We start from the raw sequence: 22,332 nt of genomic DNA, 5'->3' as shown, positions 1-22,332 counted from the left end.
CTTATACTTTCCGGCGCAATATTGATCCAGGTTACTCCCAAAGTATGATGAATCACTAAAATCGTCATACTTTCCTGTCGCTGAGATCGCCGTCTTGTCTATTATCCGCCTCACCCTGCTGGCGCTGGTTGCCTGCGTCCCTTTACTGGCTCAGGCCGCGCCGCACCAGCTCACCACCGCCTGGCCGGTTAACGTCGGCCCGCTGAATCCCCATCTCTATACACCCAACCAGATGTTTGCCCAAAGCATGGTCTATGAACCGCTGGTGAAGTATCAGGCTGACGGTAGCGTACAGCCCTGGCTGGCGACCCGCTGGCGTCACGCCGCCGATGGTAAAACCTGGTGGTTCACCCTGCGCGACGATGTGACCTTCTCCAATGGCGAACCGTTTAACGCCCAGGCCGCGGCGGCCAATTTCCAGGCGGTGCTGGCCAACCGCCAACGCCATGCCTGGCTTGAGCTCGCCAACCAGATCACCGACGTGCGGGCGCTCAGCGCCACTGAGTTGCAGATCACTCTGAAAAGCGCCTACGCGCCCTTACTCCAAGAGCTGGCCCTGCCCCGCCCGTTCCGCTTCATCGCGCCCTCGCAGTTTATCGATGGCGGCACCGCCAGGGGCATTAAAGCCCCGATCGGCACCGGTCCGTGGCGACTGGCGAGCTCGCAGCTCAATCAGCGCGATGTGCTGGTACGCAATGAGCGCTACTGGGGTCGCAAACCGGCACTGCAGCAAATCACCATCAAGGTGATCCCCGACGCTACCAGCCGGGCGGTGGCGTTCGAAACCGGGGAAATCGATATGCTCTACGGTGACGAAGGGCTGCTGCCGCTGGACACCTTCGAACGCTTTCGCCATCACCCCGGCTACGTGGCGCGCCTGTCCGCCCCGGTGGAAACGGTGATGCTGGCGCTGAACGCCAGCCAGGGCCCGACCCGCGAGCAGGCGGTTCGTGAGGCGCTCAACTACGCCGTCGATAAACAGACCCTTGTCGATAGCGTGTTGTATGGCACCCAGCAGGTTGCCGACACCCTGTTTGCCCCCTCGGTCCCCTACGCGCCGCAGGATCTGACGCCGCGCCGTTACGATCCGGCAAAAGCCCGCGCCCTGCTGGAGCAGGCTGGCTGGCAGCAGCCAGAGGGCCAGCCCTGGCGACAAAAAGCCGGGCAACCGCTGGCGATTGAGCTGGCGTTTATCGGCACCGACGCGCTGGCTAAATCAATGGCCGAAATTATTCAGGCCAATCTGCGGCAGGTCGGCGTCCAGGTCACCCTGGTGGGTGAGGAGGAGAGCAGCATTTACGCCCGCCAGCGCGAAGGCCGCTTCGGTATGATCTTCAATCGCACCTGGGGCGCGCCCTACGATCCGCATGCCTTTTTAAGCTCGATGCGCGTCCCGTCGCATGCGGATTACCAGGCCCAGCGAGGCCTGCCGGACAAGGCGCTGATTGATAAAGAGATTAGCGAAGTACTGACCACGGGGGACGAGGCGCTGCGGAGAAAACGGTACCACGATGTGCTGACCCGCCTGCATCAGGACGCGGTGTATCTGCCCATCAGCTATGTCTCGCTGATGTCGGTTGCGCACCAGGAGGTCGGGGAGATCCCGTTCGCCCCGGTGACCACCGAGATCCCTTTCGATCAGATTAACCCGGTAACGCCATAATGCTACGCTATATTTTACGCCGCCTGCTGCTGCTGATCCCGCTGCTGCTCGCCGCCTCCGCCATCATCTTTCTGCTGCTGCGGCTCGGCACCGGCGACCCGGCGCTGGATTATTTACGCCTGTCGAACCTGCCGCCCACTGAAGAGATGGTTGCCTCGACCCGCGAGCTGCTGGGGCTCAACCAGCCGCTCACTATGCAATATCTGCACTGGCTGTGGCGGGCGCTGCACCTGGATTTCGGTCTCTCCTATGCCACCCAGCGTCCGGTCCTGGATGACCTGCTGCACTTCCTGCCTGCCACCCTGCTGCTCACCGGCGCGGCGCTGGCGCTGATCCTCGTCACCTCGCTGCCGCTGGGCATCTGGGCGGCGCGCCATCGCGATCGCCTGCCGGACTATGTGGTACGGCTGATTGCCTTTCTTGGCGTCTCAATGCCGAACTTCTGGCTGGCCTTTCTGCTGGTGATGCTCTTTTCCGTGCATCTGCAGTGGCTCCCGGCGATGGGGTATGGCGACTGGCAGCACCTGATTTTGCCCGCCGTCTCCATCGCCTTTATGTCGCTAGCGATCAACGCCCGCCTGCTGCGCGCCAGCATGCTGGACGCCGCCAGCCAGCGTCACGTGATATGGGCGCGGCTACGCGGATTGAGCGCGCGCCAGGTGGAGCGCCGACATATCCTGCGCAATGCCACCCTGCCGGTGGTGACCGCCCTGGGCATGCACATTGGCGAGCTGATCGGCGGCACCATGATTATCGAAAATATCTTTGCCTGGCCCGGGGTCGGCCGCTACGCGGTTTCCGCCATTTTCAATCGCGATTACCCGGTGATCCAGTGCTTTACCCTGATGATGGTGACGGTGTTCGTGCTGGCTAATCTGGCGGTGGATGTGCTTAACGCGGCGCTCGACCCGCGCCTGCGCCGCCACGAGGAGGTGAGCGCATGAGATGGCTACAAAGCTTTCGCTGGCCGGTAAAACTGGCCATGCTGGTTATCGCGCTGTTGGCAGTCATCGCCATCGGCAGCGGCTGGTGGCTGCCCTGGGATCCAGCGGCGATTGACCTTCAGCAGCGGCTGCTACCGCCGGGCGCAGCACACTGGCTCGGCACCGATCATCTCGGCCGGGATATTTTCTCACGCCTGCTGGCCGCCACCCGTGTTTCGCTGGGGGCGGTGATGGCTTGTCTGCTGCTGGTGCTGCTGATCGGTCTGGCGGTCGGCGGCAGCGCCGGGCTGCTGGGCGGCCGCGCCGACCGCGGCCTGATGCGCCTCGCCGAACTGTTTATGACCTTTCCGACCTCGATCCTGTCGTTCTTTATGGTGGGGGTGCTGGGTACCGGGTTGACCAACGTGATCCTCGCCATTGCGCTGTCGCACTGGGCCTGGTATGCCAGAATGGTGCGTAACCTGGTGGTTTCCCTGCGCCAGCGCGAATTTATCCTCGCCGCCCGACTGAGCGGCGCCANGCCCCAGCCAGTGGCGGCTGTTCAGCGACCATCTGGCCGGGGCGGTGATCCCCTCGCTGCTGGTGCTCGCCTCGCTGGATATCGGCCATATGATGCTTCACGTGGCCGGCATGTCGTTCCTCGGTCTCGGCGTCAGCGCGCCGACGGCGGAATGGGGGGTAATGATCAACGACGCCCGACAGTATATCTGGACCCAGCCACTGCAAATGGTCTGGCCGGGGCTGGCGCTGTTCATCAGCGTGATGGCTTTTAACCTGCTGGGCGACGCGCTGCGCGATCGTCTCGATCCCCACCTGATCGCGGAGCATAGCCACTGATGCCGCAGAAGATCCAACTGGAACAGATCTCGCTTGCCGCTGACCGACCGCTGGTCAGCGACGTTTCCTTCACCCTGCGCCGCGGGCAGGTGCTGGCGCTGCTCGGCAGCAGTGGCTGCGGAAAATCGCTGACCTGCGCCGCCGCGCTGGGCATGTTGCCGCCTGGCGTCAGGCAAACCGCCGGCCGGGTGCTGCTCGACGGCATTCCGGTGCACGGCGAACAAATGCGCGGCACGACCATCGCCACCATCATGCAAAACCCACGCAGCGCCTTTAATCCACTGCAGACCATGGCCGCGCACGCCCGGGAAACCTGCCGGGCAGCGGGTCGTGAAACAAATGACGCCGTGCTGCTGGCTGCGATGGAGGAAGTGGGTCTGGACAATCCACGGGCGCTGCTGAAGCGCTACCCCTTTGAGATGAGCGGCGGCATGCTGCAGCGGATGATGGTCGCTCTCGCCCTGCTCAGCCGCGCGCCCTTTATCATCGCCGACGAGCCGACGACCGATCTCGATGCCATCGCCCAGGCGTGCATTCTCGATCTGCTGGCGGATATCGTCGCCAGGCGCGGTCTGGGGCTGCTGCTGGTGACGCATGATATGGGCGTCGTGGCGCGGCTGGCGCATCACGTGACGGTCATGGAGAACGGTCGCCTCGTTGAACACTGCGATGTGAATACGCTATTTAGCGCCCCGCGGCACCCGCTCAGCCAGCGCCTGCTGGCCGCGCATCTGGCGCTGTACGGCCTGGAGAAAACACCATGAATTTACTCAGCGTCACCGGAGTGAGTCACGATTATCCTCACCACGGCAGGGTCCTGCATGCGATCCATCTCGCCATCGCCCCCGGCGAAACGGTGGCCCTGCTCGGACGCAGCGGCTGTGGGAAAAGCACCCTGGCGCGGATGCTGGTGGGTCTGGAAACGCCGCAGCACGGTGATATTGCCTGGCGCGGCACGCCGCTGACTGCCCTCAAGGGCGAGGCCATCGGCGCCTTCCGCCGTGATATTCAGCTGGTATTTCAGGATGCCTTCAGCGCGGTGAATCCGCGCAAAACGGTGCGCGAGATCGTCAGCGAGCCGCTACGCCATCTGTTACGCTTGTCGCGTGAGGCGCGTTCGCGGCGGGTGGAAGAGATGCTGCTGGCCGTCGACCTCGCGCCGTCGCTGCTCGATAAGCGCCCGGCGCAGCTCAGCGGCGGGCAGCTGCAGCGCGTCTGCCTGGCACGCGCCCTGGCGGTGCGGCCGCAGCTGTTGATCCTGGATGAAGCGGTTTCAAATCTCGATCTGCTGCTGCAGGCGGAGATTATCGCCCTGCTGAAGCGCCTGCAGGCGCAGTTTGACACCGCCTGCCTGTTTATCACCCACGACCTGCGGCTGGTGGAGCGCTTTTGCCAGCGAGTGCTGGTGATGGAGCACGGGCGCATCGTCGAAACCGCGACGGTCAGCTTACCGCTGCGCCTGCACTCCCCTGCAGGTCAGGCGCTGCAGCGCGCGGTGCTGCCACCTTTTCCTGCCACTCTGCTAAACGAGGCCATGCCATGCAGCGCGTAACCCTGACCCTTGATGATGATCTGCTGGCCGCCCTCGATGCGCTCAGCGCCCGCCGTGGCTACCACAATCGCTCGGAGGCGGTACGCGATATTCTGCGCGACGCCCTCAACCAGGATCCTGCGTCGCCGGAATCACGGCGCGGGTATGCCGTCCTGTCGTACGTGTATGAACATGAGAAACGCGAACTGGCGAGCCGGCTGGTGGCCACCCAGCATCATCATCACGATCTCTCCGTCGCCACGCTGCATGTGCATATCAGTCATGACGACTGCCTGGAGATTGCGGTGCTGAAAGGTGACATGGCCGAGGTACAGCATTTTGCCGATGAGGTGATTGCCCAGCGCGGCGTGCGCCATGGGCATTTGCAGTGTTTAGCGGATGAAAATTAAAACGATGGCGAGCTGCTGCATACTGTTTTAAGCCTGTTTGAGACGTTCATTGAGCGTCTCAAGGATCCAGGTATTTACGGAAACCTGCTCCTCCGCAGCGGCGGAGCTAAGACGCTCGCCAAATGACTCAGGATAGCGCAGCGTGAAGGTTTTCATCTTTTCCGGGTGAGCATAAGGCTCAATCCCCGCTTCATGACAATCTGCGAGATACTCCTGTAATGATATCTCGCCCTCCTGTTGTAACCCTTGAATACTATCGGAAACAAAATCGCAATATCCTGATAATCCAAGGAACTTACCGCGGAATGCATTGAGCTCAGGCACGTAATTGATAACGGCAGGCTGGCCGGCAATCTCCATTGAGTTTGGCGTTTTAGGTTTGATCATGGTTTTACCCCTATAGTGATTAACCAATCGCGCACGCTCTCCACGGCGCCTTTGTCAGTATCCGGCGAAGGATGAGGCCTGTGAAAGCTGGCAATGCTGTGGTTCAACAAAAATTTACAGCGCGAGCCGCGTCCTTCTTTAATCTCCCCGCCTAACGCTTTAATTAGCGATTCAATGTCGGCCCATTTAATGCCCTGTGGCACAGGGATTTTAAACAGTCGCTCCAGCGTGTGGCGCTGTTTATTACGTAAAGATAAAACCTGCTGCTCCATCGCCCTGCCCCATGACTTCATCCATTGAAGTCAAGCTAATGATAGCACAAGATGAAGTCAAGCCAAATTCTGATGAAGTTTGTTTATCAACAGTTGATAAACCACATAAACTATACGCTTTGTGAATTATCCCGCTTCGCCAATAATGGCGCCTCATTTAACGATCTCGTTATGGCGAGGCTCCTGCATAAATACAAGTTACCGCCCTGTTGGTATCGAGAGAGACCACTCAGGGAAATACAGGCTTCCATCGAATCAAGGTGTTGCCAAGGTAACTTCTGGCGGTCATGACCGTTCAGATACGTTATGCAGTGCTAAAACCAGGACGTAGGGATCTGCCTGCGCTAACCCTGTCTTGTTCGCCCCTATGAGTGATTTTTTATAGGGATTTTAATCATGTCTTCCATTCAACTCTGCGCCGCCCATCAGGCGACCTCTGGCTTCGACGGCGATGCGATCGCCCAGTACATGCGTACCGATTTTATTACGCTGCAGGAACATCTCAGCGTCCATGAGGCGCGCGAACACTTTATCTCCCAGCTGGACAGCGATGATATTCCCGGCCAGGTGTTTGTCGTCGCCGGCAGGAAACTGCGCGGCAGCCTGTCGGTCAAAAAGCTCCTGCAGGAAGGGGATGTCGGGCAGTCTATCCGCTACCTGATGGACAGCTGCCTGTTTCGCGTCAAACCTGACGACGAGCGCCCGCAGGTGATTGCCGAACTCACCGAGCGCGGCCTCGATCTGGTACCGGTTGTCGATAAAGGCGAGCTGGTCGGCTGCCTGATGGAAAAGGAGATCGCCCATCTGCTGGAGGATGACGTCACCGAAGACGCCCAGCTGCAGGGGGCGACGCTACCGCTGGAAAAACCGTACCTCGAGATCAGCCCGTTGACGCTGTGGAAGAAGCGCTCGGTGTGGCTGCTGCTGCTGTTCGTGGCCGAAGCCTATACCAGCAGCGTGCTGCAGCATTTCGAAGAGGCGCTGGAATCGGCCATCGCCCTCGCCTTCTTTATTCCGCTGCTCATCGGCACCGGCGGCAATAGCGGAACGCAGATCACCTCGACGCTGGTGCGCTCGATGGCGCTGGGGGAAGTGCGGCTGCGCGATATGGGGCGGGTGATCCGCAAAGAGGTGTCGACCTCGTTTCTGATTGCCCTGACCCTGGGTCTGGCGGGCTGCCTGCGCGCCTGGATGATGGGGATTGGCATGGAAATCACGCTGATCGTCAGCCTGACGCTGGTATGTATTACCCTGTGGAGCGCGATTGTCTCGTCGATCATTCCGATGGTGCTTAAGCGGATCGGCATCGACCCAGCGGTGGTTTCCGCGCCGTTTATCGCTACGCTGATTGATGGCACCGGGCTGATTATCTATTTCAAAATCGCCCAGTATTTTCTTGGGTTGAACTGATCAAGTAAGCCCGGGTGCCACAGTACCCGGGCCCTTGGATTACCCTTCCACCAGCGCCTGCGCGCAGGCCCAGGCGCTTGACCACGCCCACTGGAAGTTATAGCCGCCGAGCCAGCCGGTGACGTCCATCACTTCGCCGATAAAGTAGAGACCCGACGCCTTACGCGCCTCCATGGTACGTGACGAAAGTTCGTTAGTATCCACGCCGCCGAGGGTCACCTCCGCCGTCCGGTAGCCTTCGGTGCCGTTCGGCTGCACGCGCCAGGCGGTCAGTGTCTCCACCAGCGTCTGCTGATCGCGAACGTTCAGTTGCTTCAGTGTTACATCAGGTATCTGTCCCAGCTGCTGCAGACACTCCACCAGCCGCTTCGGCAGCTGCATCGCCAGGGTATTTTTCAGGCTCTGGTTGGGATGCGCGCTGCGCTGCTCGTTAAGGAAGTCCTCAAGATTGCAGTCCGGCAACAAGTTAACAGTGACGAACTCGCCGGGCTGCCAGTAGCTGGATATCTGCAGCACCGCCGGCCCGGAAAGGCCACGATGGGTAAACAGCAGATTTTCGCGGAACAGGGTGCCGTTCTCGGCGGTAATGGTAGAAGGCACCGAAACGCCGGAGAGCACCTGAAGCTGCTCGAGCAGCGGCTTATGCAGGGTAAACGGCACCAGCCCGGCGCGGGTCGGCAGTACCTTCAGGCCGAACTGCTCGGCCACCTTGTAGCCAAACGGCGAGGCGCCGAGCCCCGGCATCGACAGACCGCCGGAGGCAATCACCAGCTTTTTGGTCATCAGCGTTTCGCCGTTCACCTGTAGCCGGTAGCCTTGTTCATCTCGCTCGACGCTGAGGATTTCGCTGCGCAGGCGGATCTGCACGTCGCCCTTTTCGCATTCCGCGAGCAGCAGATTGACGATCTGCTCCGCCGAATCATCACAAAACAGCTGGCCGAGCGTCTTCTCATGCCAGGCGATGCCATATTTGCCGACCAGCTCGATAAAGTCCCACTGGGTGTAACGCGCCAGGGCAGATTTGCAAAAATGCGGGTTTTGGCTCAAATAGGCCGCCGGCTCAACATACATGTTGGTAAAGTTGCAGCGGCCGCCGCCGGACATCAGAATTTTTCGTCCCGGCTTTTTGCCGTTATCGAGCAGCAGGACGCGGCAGCCGAGCTGGCCCGCCTGCGCTGCGCAAAACATTCCTGCCGCTCCGGCGCCAACGACAATGGCATCAAACCTTTCCACACCGCGTTCCTCGTTCCCCAATTGTCGGGTTTTGTAAATATTTCACTCTGGTCACACCAGCGGGAAAAATCCCGCATTAGATACATCATTGAAAGATATAGGATTACTCCCAACAGGGTAAAACCTAAACAGGAAGAAAATCAAAAAAAGTCTATATTTCACTTTGCCCGCGCCGCTAAAGTCACTGATAATGCGCCGCGTTCATGTCCTCAAAATGGCGTAACGTCCTATGCTACATTTATTTGCCGGTCTGGATTTACATACCGGACTATTATTATTGCTTGCTTTAGCTTTTGTACTGTTTTACGAAGCGATTAACGGTTTCCATGATACCGCAAACGCGGTGGCTACGGTTATCTACACTCGCGCAATGCGGTCGCAGCTTGCTGTGGCGATGGCGGCGCTCTTCAACTTCTTCGGCGTTCTGCTGGGCGGTCTCAGCGTAGCCTATGCCATTGTGCATATGCTGCCCACCGATCTGCTGCTTAACATGGGTTCCGCACATGGCCTCGCCATGGTGTTCTCTATGCTGCTGGCGGCGATCATCTGGAACCTCGGCACCTGGTATTTCGGCCTCCCGGCCTCCAGTTCTCACACCCTGATTGGCGCCATCATCGGTATTGGTTTAACCAATGCGCTGATGACCGGTACTTCAGTGGTTGATGCGCTGAATATCCCGAAAGTCATCGGCATTTTTGCTTCGCTTATCATCTCGCCGATCGTCGGTCTGGTGATTGCGGGCGGCCTGATTTTCATTCTCCGTCGCTACTGGAGCGGTACCAAAAAACGCGCGCGTATCCACCTGACCCCCGCAGAGCGTGAAAAGAAAGACGGTAAGAAAAAACCGCCGTTCTGGACCCGTATCGCCCTGATCCTGTCCGCTATCGGCGTGTCGTTCTCCCACGGCGCCAACGATGGGCAGAAAGGCATTGGTCTGGTGATGCTGGTGCTGATTGGCGTCGCCCCGGCGGGCTTCGTGGTGAATATGAACGCCTCCGGTTACGAAATCACTCGTACCCGCGATGCGGTCAACAACGTGGAAACCTTCTTCCAGCAGCGCCCTGACCTGCTGAAGAAAGCCACCGGTGTTGACCAGTTGGTTCCATCTCCGGATACCAATACCGCGGCCAACGGTGAGTTTCATTGCCATCCAGCAAATACCATCAACGCGCTTGACCGCGTGAAGACTATGCTGACCGGCGTTGAAACCTACGATTCACTGTCACCGGATCAGCGCGGTCAGCTGCGTCGCATTATGCTCTGCATCTCCGACACCACTGATAAAGTGGCGAAGCTGCCGGACGTCAGCGCTGACGACCAGCGTCTGCTGAAGAAACTGAAAACCGATATGCTGAGCACCATCGAGTACGCGCCAATCTGGATTATTATGGCGGTCGCGCTGGCGTTAGGTATCGGCACCATGATCGGCTGGCGCCGCGTGGCGACCACCATCGGCGAGAAGATTGGTAAGAAGGGCATGACCTACGCTCAGGGGATGTCGGCACAGATGACCGCGGCGGTTTCTATCGGCCTGGCGAGCTACACCGGAATGCCGGTTTCCACCACCCACGTGCTCTCCTCCTCGGTAGCGGGGACAATGCTGGTGGATGGCGGTGGTCTGCAGAAAAAGACCGTGACCAGCATCCTGATGGCCTGGGTGTTGACCCTTCCGGCAGCGATTATCCTTTCAGGCGTCCTTTACTGGCTCTCCCTGAAACTGATTTAAACGTCATTCGATCAAAACGGGTCAGCTTGCTGGCCCGTTTTTTTATCCCGAAGATGTCGTTAGTGCCAGATCATCAGCGCAATCAGGCTCACCACCACCAGACCGCACAGCGCGCTGGTCAGGATAAACTGACGACGGACACGTTCGCAGCGACGAATAAATTCATCATCGTGATGGTCACGGTAACGCTGGGCGTAGATATACCACACCAGCCGCATCTGTTTGCTGGGCTGCCCATGCGAGGTAAAAAAGCCGCCGCCATCAACATACTGATAGAGCAAGGGATCGCAACCACGTAGCACCACCAATAATGCACGCAACGATGAGAAGTAGCGTGCCATATTCACCACACAAACGACACACAGGGCCCAAAACAGCGCAATAGTGCTGATCATACCTCCTCCCCGGCGACCCGCCCACGGAGAAATCCTCCGCGGCTACCGCTCCCCAAATAACCCACGACGATACCGTAAAGAGTGCGATTCCGATCACATTTATTTTTCCGACCGGCTCATTAAATAGTGTAGGAGATCCATTAATTTTTTTACCACAAGGTTATTCGTTATCAATACGTAAGACGGATAAATTTGTTTAACTTTTAGGTGAACCCAGTGCATTGACGGAGTGCGGGGGGCGCTATAAGGTAGGAAATATCTTCTACAATGAAGTCCTTAAAGGCTACCCTCCCGCGAATGTAGCACGCAGGACGCGGGCGAAACGGCAGCGCCAGCTGTCAGGTCCAATGGTCATCGACAAACTTATGGAAGGAGTAACACTATGGCTTACAAACATATTCTTATTGCAGTAGACCTGTCCCCGGAGAGTAAAGTACTGGTTGAAAAAGCCGTTTCTATGGCCCGCCCGTATAACGCAAAAGTGTCCCTGATCCACGTGGATGTGAATTACTCCGACCTCTACACCGGGCTGATTGACGTTAACCTCGGCGACATGCAAAAACGCATCTCCGAAGAGACCCATCACGCGCTGACCGAGCTCTCCACCAACGCGGGCTACCCGATCACCGAGACCCTGAGCGGCAGCGGCGACCTCGGCCAGGTGCTGGTCGATGCGATTAAAAAATATGATATGGATCTGGTGGTCTGCGGCCACCATCAGGACTTCTGGAGCAAGCTGATGTCTTCTGCCCGCCAGCTGATCAACACCGTCCATGTCGACATGCTGATCGTCCCGCTGCGCGACGAAGAAGACGAATAACCTTCCCGTGTTATCCGCGTAAGACGCCCGCCGATGCGGGCGTCTTTATTTTCGCTTTCCCCTCACCGCATGGCAGAGATTAAAGCCATAAAATCGCCATTCAATTAGTGTGATCAACCAGTTATTCGCCAAAACATCTATATAATAATCTATTCATTAAGCCAATAACCGCAGCATGGCGAGTTATCAGACATTTTCGGCGCGTTCTGGCATACGCGTTCATACTTTTTGGGAAAGTAAAACAAGGCGAAGGAATATGAATACTACTGCACCTACGGGCTTGCTGCAGCAACCTCGTCCGTTCTTCATGATCTTCTTTGTGGAGCTCTGGGAACGTTTTGGCTATTACGGCGTTCAGGGGATCCTGGCGGTCTTCTTTGTTAAACAGCTGGGCTTCTCTCAGGAACAGGCCTTTATCACCTTCGGCGCCTTCGCGGCGCTGGTTTACGGGCTGATCTCCATCGGCGGCTACGTGGGCGACCATCTGCTGGGGACCAAACGCACGCTGGTGCTTGGCGCCATTGTGCTGGCGATCGGCTACTTTATGACCGGGATGTCGCTGCTGAAACCGCAGCTGATCTTTATCGCTCTCGGCACCATCGCCGTCGGCAACGGTTTGTTTAAAGCCAACCCGGCGAGCCTGTTGTCAAAATGCTATCCGCCTAAAGACGCCCGTCTCGACGGGGCGTTTACCCTGTTTTATATGTCGATAAACATCGGTTCACTGCTGTCGCTCTCGCTGGCGCCGGTGATCGCCGAAAAGTTTGGCTATGCCGTGACCTATAACCTGTGCGGCGCGGGGCTGATTATCGCGCTGCTGGTCTACTTCGCCTGCCGCGGGATGGTGAAAGATATTGGCTCCGAGCCGGATCATCGCCCCCTCAGCCTGCGCAATCTGGCGCTGGTGCTGGCCGGGACGGTGGTAATGATTTTTCTCTGCGCCTGGCTGATGCATAACGTGATGGTCGCCAACCTGGTGCTGATTGTCCTGTCGATCGTGGTCATTGCGTTCTTTTTCCGCGAAGCGTTTCGCCTCGATAAAACCGGACGCAACAAAATGTTCGTCGCCTTTATCCTGATGATCGAGGCGGTGTTGTTCTACATTCTGTATGCCCAGATGCCGACCTCGCTGAACTTCTTCGCCATCAACAACGTCCATCATGAGATCCTGGGCTTTACCATCAATCCGGTCAGCTTCCAGGCGCTCAATCCCTTCTGGGTGGTGGTTGCCAGTCCGGTGCTGGCGGCGATCTACACCCATCTCGGTCACAAAGGGAAAGACCTGACCATGCCGGTGAAGTTTACCCTCGGGATGTTGCTCTGCGCGCTGGGCTTCCTGACCGCCGCAGCCGCCGGGATGTGGTTTGCCGACGCCCAGGGATTAACCTCGCCGTGGTTTATTGTGCTGGTCTATCTGTTCCAGAGCCTGGGCGAACTGCTGATCAGCGCCCTGGGGCTGGCGATGGTTGCCGCGCTGGTGCCGCAGCATCTGATGGGCTTTATTCTGGGGATGTGGTTTCTGACCCAGGCCGCCGCGTTCCTGCTGGGCGGCTATGTGGCGACCTTCACCGCAGTGCCGGAAAACATTACCGATCCGCTGCAGACCTTGCCGGTCTATACCAATGTGTTCAGTAAAATTGGCCTGGTGGCACTGGGCGTCACGGTGATGATGGCGCTGATGGTGCCGTGGCTGAACCGGATGATTAATACCCCGGCCAGCGCCGAGTAACCGTTTAAGATGGCCGATCCGCGCTGGCGCCGTTTGTTCAGATATTGCGGTTCCCGGCTTACGCTACGCTGAGCCGGGCGACAATTCGGTAGCCCGGATAAGGCGCGTTGCGCCGCTATCCGGGAGATACCACCACGGCGTAATATTACTCCGGCGTACCGGCGTAAATATCAAACCGATGCCCTTTGGTCACCACCGCGTTCGGCGTGGCGACCTCCGCCAGCGGCGGCGCGTAATCCGGGCGCTTCACCACCACCCGTTTGGTCGCCAGCTGGCGCGCCGGGGCCAGCAGGCCATCGGCGTCTAAATCGGGCCCCACCAGCGACTGAAAGACGCGCATCTCTTTCTTCACCAGCGCGCTTTTCTGCTTATGCGGGAACATCGGATCGAGGTACACCACCTGCGGACGCGGGGTGATATCGGTCAGCGCCGTCAGGCTGGAGGCGTGGATCAGCTGCAGCCGCTCCTCCAGCCAGCCGCCAATTTCCGCATCGGCATAGCCGCGCGCCAGGCCATCGTCGAGCAGCGCGGCGACCACCGGATTACGCTCCAGCATCCGCACGCGGCAGCCGACCGACGCCAGCACGAAGGCATCGCGTCCCAGCCCGGCGGTGGCGTCGACGACATCCGGCAGGTAATCACCTTTAATACCCACCGCTTTGGCGACCGCTTCACCGCGGCCGCCGCCAAACTTGCGCCGGTGGGCCATCGCCCCGCCGACAAAGTCGACGAAGATGCCGCCAAGTTTGGGCTCATCGCGCTTACGCAGCTCCAGATGCTCCGTCGTCAGCACCAGCGCCATCAGGTTATCTTCATCCTGCTCCAGCCCCCAGCGGGCGGCTAAAACAGATAAGGCGCCGTCTCCGGCGCCTGTTTCATCAATTAAGCAGATCTTCACCGCAGACTTAACCCTTGATCCCGTAGTGCTCCAGCATCGCGTCCAGCTGCGGCTCACGGCCGCGGAAGCGTTTGAACAGCACCATCGGCTCTTCGGAACCGCCGCGGCTCAGGATATTGTCGAGGAACGACTGACCGGTTTCGCGGTTGAAAATCCCCTCTTCTTCGAAGCGTGAGAAGGCGTCTGCCGCCAGCACGTCGGCCCACAGGTAGCTGTAGTAACCTGCCGCATAGCCGCCGGCGAAGATGTGGCTGAACGCATGCGGGAAACGGCCCCAGGTCGGGCCCGGCACCACAGCGACCTGCTTTTTAATCTCGGCCAGGGTCTCAAGAATTTTCGCCCCCTGCTCCGGCTTGTATTCCGCATGCAGGCGGAAATCGAACAGGCCGAACTCCAGCTGGCGCAGAATAAACATCGCCGCCTGGTAGTTTTTCGCCGCCAGCATTTTCTCCAGCAGCTCCTGCGGCAGCGGTTCACCGGTTTCATAATGACCGGAGATAAACGCCAGCGCTTCCGGCTCCCAGCACCAGTTTTCCATAAACTGGCTCGGCAGTTCGACTGCATCCCACGGCACCCCGCTGATGCCGGAAACGCCGGCGGTATCAATGCGGGTCAGCATGTGGTGCAGACCGTGGCCGAACTCGTGGAACAGGGTAATCACTTCGTCGTGGGTGAACAGCGCCGGTTTGCCGTTGACCGGGCGGTTGAAGTTACAGGTCAGGTAGGCGACCGGCTTCTGCAGGGAACCATCCAGTTTACGCATCTGGCCGACACAGTCGTCCATCCACGCCCCGCCGCGTTTATGTTCGCGGGCATACAGGTCAAGATAGAAGCTGCCGCGCAGCTCGTTGTGTTCGTCATACAGCTCGAAGAAGCGCACTTCCGGATGCCACACATCGACATCGGTACGCTCTTTAGCGGTAATGCCGTAAATGCGCTTAACCACTTCGAACAGGCCGTTAACGGCTTTGTTTTCCGGGAAATAGGGGCGGAGCTGCTCATCGCTGATGCTGTAGAGGTGCTGCTTCTGTTTTTCGCTGTAGTAGGCAATGTCCCACGGCTGCAGTTCATCAACGCCAAACTCGGCTTTGGCGAAGGCGCGCAGCTGGGCCAGCTCTTTTTCGCCCTGCGGACGGGCGCGTTTTGCCAGGTCGGTGAGGAAGTCGAGCACCTGCTGTGGATCCTCCGCCATTTTGGTGGCGAGGGATTTAAAGGCATAGCTGTCAAAGCCCAGCAGCTGCGCCAGCTCATGGCGCAGAGCGAGGATCTCCGCCATCACCGGGCTGTTATCCCATTTACCGGCGTTCGGCCCCTGATCGGAGGCACGCGTGGAGTAGGCGCGGTACATCTCTTCGCGCAGCGCCTGGTTGTCGCAGTAGGTCATCACCGGCAGGTAGCTCGGGATATCCAGGGTCAGCAGATACCCTTCCTGCTCTTTCGCCTGGGCCTGAGCCTGAGCGGCGGCCAGCGCGCTTTCCGGCATACCGGCCAGATCGGCGACGTCGGTCACCAGCTTGTTCCAGCCCATGGTGGCGTCGAGGACGTTGTTGCTGTACTGGTTGCCCAGCTCAGAGAGGCGCGCGGCGATTTCACCGTAGCGTTTCTGCGCCTCCGGCGGCAGGCCAATACCGGATAATTCAAAATCGCGCAGCGCATTATCAACCGCTTTTTTCTGCGCAGTATTCAGCGTGGCGTAGTTATCGCCATCGCGCAGGTCACGGTAGGCTTTATACAGCCCTTCATGCTGGCCAACCCAGGTACTGTACTCGGAGAGCAGCGGCAGGGTCTGTTCGTAAGCTTCGCGCAGTTCCGGGCTGTTTTTTACCGAATTCAGATGGCTGACTGGCGAGAAGATGCGTCCCAGCACATCGTCCACTTCCGCCAGCGGCTGGCAAAGATTTTCCCAGCTATACGGCGCGCCGTGCGCCACCGCGCTTTCCACCGCGGCCCGGCAATCATCCAGCGCTTTGGTGACCGCAGGGACCACGTGTTCCGGTTTGATCGCAGAAAAAGGCGGCAGGGAAAAAGGCGTCAGTAATGGATTGGTCATATGCGCTGTCCTGTTGAAAAGGGTGAATGAAGCGCGCGTCCGGCGCTTATGCATGAGATCTAGAATGGGGGATAGTTGGGGGAATTTCAATGACGGGCGGTGCGTCATCCTGGGTATTGCTGCGATAAGTCCGCCCGTTGCGGGAAAAGGCCGACACGCGGTGCAGCGTGCCGGAAACCGCATTAATGCCTTTTTTGCGCCATCTCCCAGGCCGCCGACAGATTCAGCCGCTGCCAGAACTGCTGTTCGGGGGTGGCGCCGGAAAGGGGGTAACCCGCCGGCAGCGCGGTGTTGACCATCAACGCCCGACGCTGGGCCGCTGACAGTTGCGGCAGGGCAGCCTCCAGCAGTACTTCCGCCCCCTCAGGCACCTGCAGACGCGGCTGCGGCCCCTTCTGCTGCGGCAGATCGTAGGTCATGGTGAAACGAGAGAAATCACGCATCGCCGGATCGCGCCAGGGATCGTCTTTCACGCTGCTCTTCGCGCACTCAGCAAGCGATGTGCCGCAGGCTTTCGCCAGCGCGGCGCGCAGCTGATCGCGAGCTTCGTTAAATAATACCCGGTAGTGCGGATCGTTAAGATAATGGGCCACGTTGCGCTCGGCCACCATCCGCGAGCCGATCACGTCCAGCGGATAGTGGACGCCCAGCACGATGCGCGAGTAGCCATAGCGGGCGCCGCGGGTTACCAGCGCGTCGTAGCGCTCCGGGATCATCGCCGCCAGCAGCAGCGCATCAGTATAGCCGGTGTTGGTGTGGCCGCTGGGGAACGAGCCGCCGTCGGCGGTATAGGGCTGGTTATCCTTCACCACCACGTCGTCCGGCACCAGGTGAATGGTGTTGCCCTGAACCAGAAACGGCCGCGGATTGTTGAAGTGCTTTTTCGCCTCGCCGGTGCTGACTTCCGAGGCTTTGATCAATGCTGCCGCTTTCCCCAGCGCGCCCTGGTCATAGGCGGTCAGAAACGCTTTGCCCAGCCGCGGCCCCAGCGCATCGCTGAGGAAGTAGAGGTAGCTAATCCCTTCCGCATCGGCCAGCGCCTGACGGCGTGTCGTCTGCACGGCATCGCGATTGATGCTAGTCACCGTCGCCAGATTCTGCTTCACGACGGTCTCCGGCAGGGTGCTGAACGCCGACAACAGCGCAATACCCGCCTGCTGGTTGGCCCGGGTCTGGAAGTCATAGCCGCTGGCCTTCAGCCAGGCGGTATCGGCCTGAGTTTTGTTTTGTTTCGTGTGCGCCAGCCGATCGCGGGTCAGCGTGGCGGCATCCCCCTGCAGAGCGTGACGTAGCTGCGTCAGCGCCTGTTGCTCAAGATCGTCATACGCCTGGCTGGAGGCAGCCGGCGTCACGCTATTGGCGAGGGCCGCCGCCCTGTCCAGCGGGATGTCTTTGGCCAGAACCGGTTGCGCCAGCAGCAGCGCGATGGCCAGCAGTGAGAGTTGCCTTTTCATTATTTTTCCTTTTATTCAGATAATTACCTTGCCTGCACCCGACGCTAGCGCGGCCGTTTGACGTTTTTATGACAGCGTTATGTTTTGCAACGCTTTTGGCAGAAATGAAACAGCGCGGCGGCGCAGCGGTAATCTCGGCCGATCTGCGGTAAACTATCGGTTAACTTGTTTACTTCCCGGAATCTCTGTATCCATGCTCAGTTATCGCCACAGCTTTCACGCAGGCAACCACGCCGACGTCCTCAAACACACCGTTCAGAGCCTGATCATCGAAGCGCTGAAAGAGAAAGAAAAACCGTTTCTCTACCTGGACACCCACGCTGGCGCGGGCCGCTATCAGCTGAGCGGCGAGCACGCCGAGCGTACCGGCGAGTATCTCGAAGGCATCGCCCGCATCTGGCAGCAGGACGACCTGCCGGCAGAGCTGGAGCCGTATATTTCCGTGGTCGAACACTTCAACCGTAATGGCCAGCTGCGCTACTACCCGGGCTCTCCGCTGATCGCCCGCCAGCTGCTGCGCGAGCAGGACAGCCTGCAGATGACCGAGCTGCACCCGAGCGACTTCCCGCTGCTGCGCGCTGAATTCCAGAAAGACAGCCGCGCGCGCGTCGATAAAGCCGATGGCTACCAGCAGCTGAAAGCCAAGCTGCCGCCGGTATCGCGCCGCGGTTTGATTCTGATCGACCCGCCGTACGAAATTAAAACCGACTATCAGGCGGTGGTGACCGGGATCCACGAAGGCTACAAACGCTTCGCCACCGGCACCTACGCCCTGTGGTATCCGGTCGTGCTGCGCGCACAGATCAAACGCATGATCAAAGAGTTAGAAGCCACCGGCATTCGCAAAATTCTGCAAATCGAGCTGGCGGTGCGTCCGGACAGCGACCAGCGCGGCATGACCGCCTCCGGGATGATCGTCATCAACCCGCCGTGGAAGCTGGAGCAGCAGATGAACAATGTGCTGCCGTGGCTGCACAGCAAGCTGGTTCCGGCCGGCACCGGCCACGCCACCGTCAGTTGGATCGTACCGGAGTAATCGCAACCATCGGTGGAACCTTTTAAGCCTCGCGCTACAATCGCGGCAATCAACGATTAAGGACATATGGGCATGAGCAAACATTATGATTACCTCGCCATCGGCGGCGGTAGCGGCGGTATCGCCTCGATTAACCGCGCGGCCATGTACGGCCAGAAGTGCGCGCTGATTGAAGCCAAAGAACTGGGCGGCACCTGCGTCAACGTCGGCTGCGTGCCGAAAAAAGTAATGTGGCATGCGGCGCAGATCCGCGAAGCGATTCATCTTTACGGCCCGGACTACGGTTTCGATACCACCATCAACCATTTCGACTGGGAGAAGCTGGTCGCCAGCCGTAGCGCCTACATCGACCGCATCCATACCTCCTACGACAACGTACTGGGTAAGAACAACGTCGACGTGATCAAAGGCTTCGCGCGCTTTGTCGATGCCCATACCGTGGAAGTGAACGGCGAGACGATCACCGCTGACCATATCCTGATCGCCACCGGCGGCCGGCCGAGCCACCCGAATATTCCGGGTGTGGAATACGGTATTGATTCCGACGGTTTCTTTGAACTGCCGGCGCTGCCGAAGCGCGTGGCGGTGGTCGGCGCGGGCTATATCGCCGTTGAGCTGGCGGGGGTGATTAACGGCCTCGGCGCCGAAACGCACCTGTTCGTGCGTAAACACGCGCCGCTGCGCAGCTTCGATCCGCTGATCGTGGAGACCCTGGTGGAAGTGATGAACGCCGAAGGCCCACAGCTCCACACCAACGCGATCCCGAAAGCGGTAGTCAAGAATGCCGACGGCAGCCTGACGCTGGAGCTGGAAGATGGCCGCAGCCAGACCGTAGATTGCCTGATTTGGGCGATTGGCCGCGAACCGGCGACCGATAACTTCGACCTGGCGGCTACTGGCGTCAAAACCAACGAAAAAGGCTACATCGTCGTTGATAAGTTCCAGAACACCAACGTGCCGGGCATCTACGCGGTGGGCGATAACACTGGCGCCGTCGAGCTGACCCCGGTGGCCGTGGCCGCAGGCCGTCGCCTCTCCGAACGCCTGTTTAACAACAAGCCGGAAGAGCATCTGGACTACAGCAACATCCCGACCGTGGTCTTCAGCCACCCGCCTATCGGCACCGTCGGCTTAACCGAGCCGCAGGCGCGCGAGCAGTACGGCGACGATGCCGTGAAGGTCTACAAATCCTCTTTCACCGCGATGTACACCGCCGTCACCTCGCACCGCCAGCCGTGCCGCATGAAGCTGGTGTGCGTCGGCCCGGAAGAGAAGATTGTCGGGATCCACGGCATTGGCTTCGGGATGGATGAGATGCTGCAAGGCTTTGCGGTGGCCCTGAAGATGGGCGCCACCAAAAAAGACTTCGACAACACGGTTGCCATTCACCCGACGGCGGCAGAAGAGTTCGTCACCATGCGCTAAGACGCGATCGCCGGATGATAAAAAGAAGCCCCAGGGGCTTCTTTTTTTTATGTTCAGGCCACGCCGTTATTGCCGTGGCGCATAAACGCCGGGCGCTGATTGAGCGCCATATACCAGCGTTCCACGGCCGGCATCTCCGGATGGGCAAAAGGGGTCATCTTCCAGCGATGCACCGACAGCCCCAGCACGATATCGGCGAGAGTGAAGCGCTCGCCGGCTATCCACGCCCCGGTACGCTGCAGTTGCGCTTCGACAATGCGCACGCAGTGGGTCCAGGTGGCAATACTCTCTTTAATCGCCGCCGGATCCTGAAAGCGCGGATCTTTACGCACCAGCCCCATAAAGGCATGGCGCCAGGCAGTGTTAAACTCGGTCGCCTGCCAGTCCATCCAGTGCTCCACCTCGGCGGCGGGCTGTGGCTCGGCGGGCAGCAGATCCCAGCGCTCCGCTTTCCGCGCCAGATAGCGGCAGATACTGTTCGACTCCCAGAGCACGAAGTCACCGTCCAGCAGCACCGGCACCAGGCTGTTAGGATTCAGGCGCTGAAACTCAGGCGTATCCAGAGGCTTAAATCCGCTACCGTAATCCTCCTGCTGGTACGCCAGCCCGGCTTCCTCGCAGGTCCACAACACTTTCCGTACATTGATTGAAGAGCGTTTGCCCAGAATTGTTAGCATTGTCAGCGATTCCTCAGCCATAAAAGAGAGATCTTTCACTCTACTCTATTGTCAGCCTTGCCAGCCAGCAACCAGGCAGAGTAGTGGATAATGTGTATAGTTGATTCCAGCCTGTTTGCCGAAAAGGAACCCGACATGTTGACCCCTTTTACCGTTTTGATGCCCGCAAATATTCGTTTTGGCCGTGGTCAGGCCCTGAGCGCTGCCCCCTGGCTGGCGCAGCAGGGCGGCCCCATTCTGCTGGTGCATGGCGCCAGCCCGCAGCGGGCGGCGTTTCTGCGCCATCAGCTGGAGGCGCTGCAGCTGGAGGTCACGATGCTGGCGATAAGCCGCGAACCCTGGCTTATCGATATCGAGCAGGGCGTCCAGCTGGCGCGCGAGAAAGGCGTCCGGGCAGTGGTCAGCCTCGGCGGCGGCGCGGTGATTGACGCCGGTAAGGCGATTGCGGCGCTGGTGCCCGCCGCCGGCCCGCTGGTCGACTATCTGGAGGTGGTGGGAACGGGTCGTCAGCTGGAAGCCAGTCCGCTGCCGTTCGTGGCGATCCCGACCACCGCCGGGACGGGCGCGGAGGTCACCAAAAATGCGGTGATCAACGTCCCGGAACAACAGCGGAAAGTGAGCCTGCGCGACGACCGAATGCTGCCTGACCTGGCGATTGTCGACCCGGCGCTGACCGACAACGCGCCGCGGAGCATCACCCTGAGCTCCGGCCTCGATGCCCTGACCCAGGTGATCGAGCCCTGGCTCTGCAGCCGGGCCACTCCCTTCACCGATGCCCTCTGCCAGCAGGCGATCCCGCGGGGCATCCGCGCGCTGAAAATCCTGATGGAACAAGAGTGTCCGGCCAGCCGCGACGAGATGGCCTGGGTCAGCCTGTGCGGTGGACTGGCGCTGGCGAACGCCGGGCTGGGAGTGATCCACGGCCTTGCCGGCCCGCTGGGCGGCCTGAGCCGCGCCTCGCACGGTGCTTTATGCGGCAGCCTGCTGCCGTTTGGCCTGGCGCTCAATGAGTCGCAGATAAGCGACCCTGCCCTGCGCCAGCGCTTCAACGACGTTCGCCGCTGGCTGGCCGACGGGCTGGACGTCCCTGTGGATCGGGTCTGGGACAGTCTGCGGGAATGGAGCCATCGCGCCGGCCTTGGCACCCTGCGCGACCTCGGCGTAGCGCGCGATGCGCTGGAACCGGCGGCGCTGGCCGCCAGCACCTCCTCATCAATGAAGGCCAATCCGGTCAGCCTGAGCGGCGAACAGCTGCTGGAGATGCTGGAGGCGGCGTGGGAGTGAGCGCCCCGGGATAAAATTTTGTTGCATAATGAATGCTCCGAATTTCATCTGTGCCAGGATGTACAATTTTTAATTACTTATCAACAGCATACTTTAAAATGACAGCTTTTCTTCTCGGCGGAAAAGCGTGATCTCACGCACAGTTTGCTTC

Annotated in this window: 20 protein-coding genes, 1 pseudogene and 1 riboswitch; of the genes and pseudogenes, 13 read left to right on the top strand and 8 right to left on the bottom strand. The window is 59.5% G+C overall.

Annotated elements, in window-relative coordinates; translation table 11 throughout:
• Positions 1 to 94: 94 nt before the first annotated feature.
• From nikA to nikR, 6 genes and pseudogenes are all read left to right on the top strand, one after another.
• On the top strand, positions 95 to 1,663 hold the full coding sequence (gene nikA / locus AS136_RS09045; RefSeq protein ID WP_023323358.1) for a nickel ABC transporter substrate-binding protein: 1,569 nt from the start codon (positions 95 to 97) through the stop codon (positions 1,661 to 1,663).
• Complete coding sequence (gene nikB / locus AS136_RS09040; protein ID WP_023323359.1) at positions 1,663 to 2,607, top strand: nickel ABC transporter permease subunit NikB; 945 nt, start codon at positions 1,663 to 1,665, stop codon at positions 2,605 to 2,607. The genes nikA and nikB overlap by 1 nt, the downstream gene beginning before the upstream one ends.
• Positions 2,604 to 3,444, top strand: a pseudogene (gene nikC, locus AS136_RS09035) (nickel ABC transporter permease subunit NikC). The gene nikB and the pseudogene nikC overlap by 4 nt, the downstream one beginning before the upstream one ends.
• Positions 3,444 to 4,208, top strand: a complete 765-nt coding sequence (locus tag AS136_RS09030; RefSeq protein ID WP_023323360.1) for a nickel import ATP-binding protein NikD — start codon at positions 3,444 to 3,446, stop codon at positions 4,206 to 4,208. The pseudogene nikC and the gene AS136_RS09030 overlap by 1 nt, the downstream one beginning before the upstream one ends.
• Entirely contained in the window at positions 4,205 to 4,996 is a 792-nt protein-coding gene (gene nikE / locus AS136_RS09025; RefSeq protein ID WP_008806945.1) for a nickel import ATP-binding protein NikE, read from the top strand. Before AS136_RS09030 ends, nikE begins: the two co-directional genes overlap by 4 nt.
• The gene (gene nikR, locus AS136_RS09020) at positions 4,984 to 5,385 is read left to right on the top strand and encodes a nickel-responsive transcriptional regulator NikR (RefSeq protein WP_023323361.1); all 402 of its coding nucleotides are present in this window, start codon (positions 4,984 to 4,986) and stop codon (positions 5,383 to 5,385) included. Before nikE ends, nikR begins: the two co-directional genes overlap by 13 nt.
• A 27-nt stretch (positions 5,386 to 5,412) precedes the next feature.
• Here the strand turns inward: nikR and AS136_RS09015 are convergent, their stop codons facing one another.
• Both AS136_RS09015 and AS136_RS09010 read right to left on the bottom strand, forming a co-directional pair.
• Positions 5,413 to 5,772 carry a type II toxin-antitoxin system HicB family antitoxin gene (locus tag AS136_RS09015; RefSeq protein WP_004181489.1) on the bottom strand — a complete coding sequence of 120 codons (360 nt, stop codon included), beginning with the start codon at positions 5,770 to 5,772 and terminating at the stop codon, positions 5,413 to 5,415.
• Positions 5,769 to 6,044, bottom strand: a complete 276-nt coding sequence (locus tag AS136_RS09010; RefSeq protein WP_063266753.1) for a type II toxin-antitoxin system HicA family toxin — start codon at positions 6,042 to 6,044, stop codon at positions 5,769 to 5,771. The genes AS136_RS09015 and AS136_RS09010 overlap by 4 nt, the downstream gene beginning before the upstream one ends.
• Before the next feature lie 158 nt (positions 6,045 to 6,202).
• Positions 6,203 to 6,384: riboswitch (M-box (ykoK) riboswitch) on the top strand.
• Between the two features lie 56 nt (positions 6,385 to 6,440).
• Here AS136_RS09010 and AS136_RS09005 point away from each other — a divergent pair.
• Positions 6,441 to 7,454, top strand: a complete 1,014-nt coding sequence (locus tag AS136_RS09005) for a magnesium transporter (RefSeq protein WP_023323363.1) — start codon at positions 6,441 to 6,443, stop codon at positions 7,452 to 7,454.
• 39 nt (positions 7,455 to 7,493) lie between these two features.
• Here AS136_RS09005 and AS136_RS09000 read toward each other — a convergent pair whose 3' ends face one another.
• Positions 7,494 to 8,687, bottom strand: coding sequence for a BaiN/RdsA family NAD(P)/FAD-dependent oxidoreductase (locus AS136_RS09000; protein ID WP_012967106.1), 1,194 nt, complete (start codon positions 8,685 to 8,687; stop codon positions 7,494 to 7,496).
• A gap of 229 nt (positions 8,688 to 8,916) precedes the next feature.
• Between AS136_RS09000 and pitA the strand changes: the two genes are divergently transcribed.
• Positions 8,917 to 10,413 carry an inorganic phosphate transporter PitA gene (gene pitA, locus AS136_RS08995; RefSeq protein ID WP_008806938.1) on the top strand — a complete coding sequence of 499 codons (1,497 nt, stop codon included), beginning with the start codon at positions 8,917 to 8,919 and terminating at the stop codon, positions 10,411 to 10,413.
• A 59-nt stretch (positions 10,414 to 10,472) separates the two neighbouring features.
• Here pitA and uspB read toward each other — a convergent pair whose 3' ends face one another.
• A complete protein-coding gene (uspB, locus tag AS136_RS08990) occupies positions 10,473 to 10,808 on the bottom strand; it encodes a universal stress protein UspB (protein ID WP_002921203.1) in 336 nt (111 codons plus the stop codon).
• 382 nt (positions 10,809 to 11,190) lie between these two features.
• Between uspB and uspA the strand changes: the two genes are divergently transcribed.
• Both uspA and dtpB read left to right on the top strand, forming a co-directional pair.
• Complete coding sequence (gene uspA, locus AS136_RS08985) at positions 11,191 to 11,628, top strand: universal stress protein UspA (RefSeq protein WP_004145166.1); 438 nt, start codon at positions 11,191 to 11,193, stop codon at positions 11,626 to 11,628.
• A 256-nt stretch (positions 11,629 to 11,884) separates the two neighbouring features.
• Entirely contained in the window at positions 11,885 to 13,357 is a 1,473-nt protein-coding gene (dtpB, locus tag AS136_RS08980; protein WP_023323364.1) for a dipeptide/tripeptide permease DtpB, read from the top strand.
• Between the two features lie 145 nt (positions 13,358 to 13,502).
• Here dtpB and rsmJ read toward each other — a convergent pair whose 3' ends face one another.
• The 3 genes from rsmJ to AS136_RS08965 all read right to left on the bottom strand — a co-directional run bounded on the left by rsmJ (position 13,503) and on the right by AS136_RS08965 (position 17,759).
• Positions 13,503 to 14,255, bottom strand: coding sequence for a 16S rRNA (guanine(1516)-N(2))-methyltransferase RsmJ (rsmJ, locus tag AS136_RS08975; protein ID WP_022066426.1), 753 nt, complete (start codon positions 14,253 to 14,255; stop codon positions 13,503 to 13,505).
• Positions 14,256 to 14,262: 7 nt separating this feature from the next.
• Positions 14,263 to 16,305, bottom strand: a complete 2,043-nt coding sequence (prlC, locus tag AS136_RS08970) for an oligopeptidase A (RefSeq protein WP_008806935.1) — start codon at positions 16,303 to 16,305, stop codon at positions 14,263 to 14,265.
• Positions 16,306 to 16,487: 182 nt separating this feature from the next.
• Positions 16,488 to 17,759, bottom strand: a complete 1,272-nt coding sequence (locus tag AS136_RS08965; protein WP_023298311.1) for an acid phosphatase — start codon at positions 17,757 to 17,759, stop codon at positions 16,488 to 16,490.
• Between the two features lie 193 nt (positions 17,760 to 17,952).
• Between AS136_RS08965 and AS136_RS08960 the strand changes: the two genes are divergently transcribed.
• Positions 17,953 to 18,795 (top strand): 23S rRNA (adenine(2030)-N(6))-methyltransferase RlmJ, encoded by an 843-nt coding sequence (locus AS136_RS08960; RefSeq protein ID WP_008806933.1) that lies wholly within the window; start codon positions 17,953 to 17,955, stop codon positions 18,793 to 18,795.
• Positions 18,796 to 18,867: 72 nt separating this feature from the next.
• Positions 18,868 to 20,220 carry a glutathione-disulfide reductase gene (gene gorA, locus AS136_RS08955; protein ID WP_023323365.1) on the top strand — a complete coding sequence of 451 codons (1,353 nt, stop codon included), beginning with the start codon at positions 18,868 to 18,870 and terminating at the stop codon, positions 20,218 to 20,220.
• Between the two features lie 53 nt (positions 20,221 to 20,273).
• On the opposite strand, the gene AS136_RS08950 is transcribed toward gorA, so the two are convergent.
• Positions 20,274 to 20,897: a glutathione S-transferase family protein gene (locus AS136_RS08950; RefSeq protein ID WP_012540364.1), complete on the bottom strand. Its 624-nt coding sequence runs from the start codon at positions 20,895 to 20,897 to the stop codon at positions 20,274 to 20,276.
• Between the two features lie 135 nt (positions 20,898 to 21,032).
• Here AS136_RS08950 and AS136_RS08945 point away from each other — a divergent pair, with 135 nt between their 5' ends.
• On the top strand, positions 21,033 to 22,181 hold the full coding sequence (locus tag AS136_RS08945) for an iron-containing alcohol dehydrogenase (RefSeq protein WP_023323366.1): 1,149 nt from the start codon (positions 21,033 to 21,035) through the stop codon (positions 22,179 to 22,181).
• Positions 22,182 to 22,332 lie beyond the last annotated feature (151 nt).

Origin of the sequence: Klebsiella sp. D5A, from assembly GCF_001620885.1 — a bacterium.
Taxonomy (GTDB): Bacteria; Pseudomonadota; Gammaproteobacteria; order Enterobacterales; family Enterobacteriaceae; genus Klebsiella; species Klebsiella variicola.
Note: the sequence above shows the minus strand (reverse complement) of the source record. Positions and strands in the feature narration are given on the sequence as shown.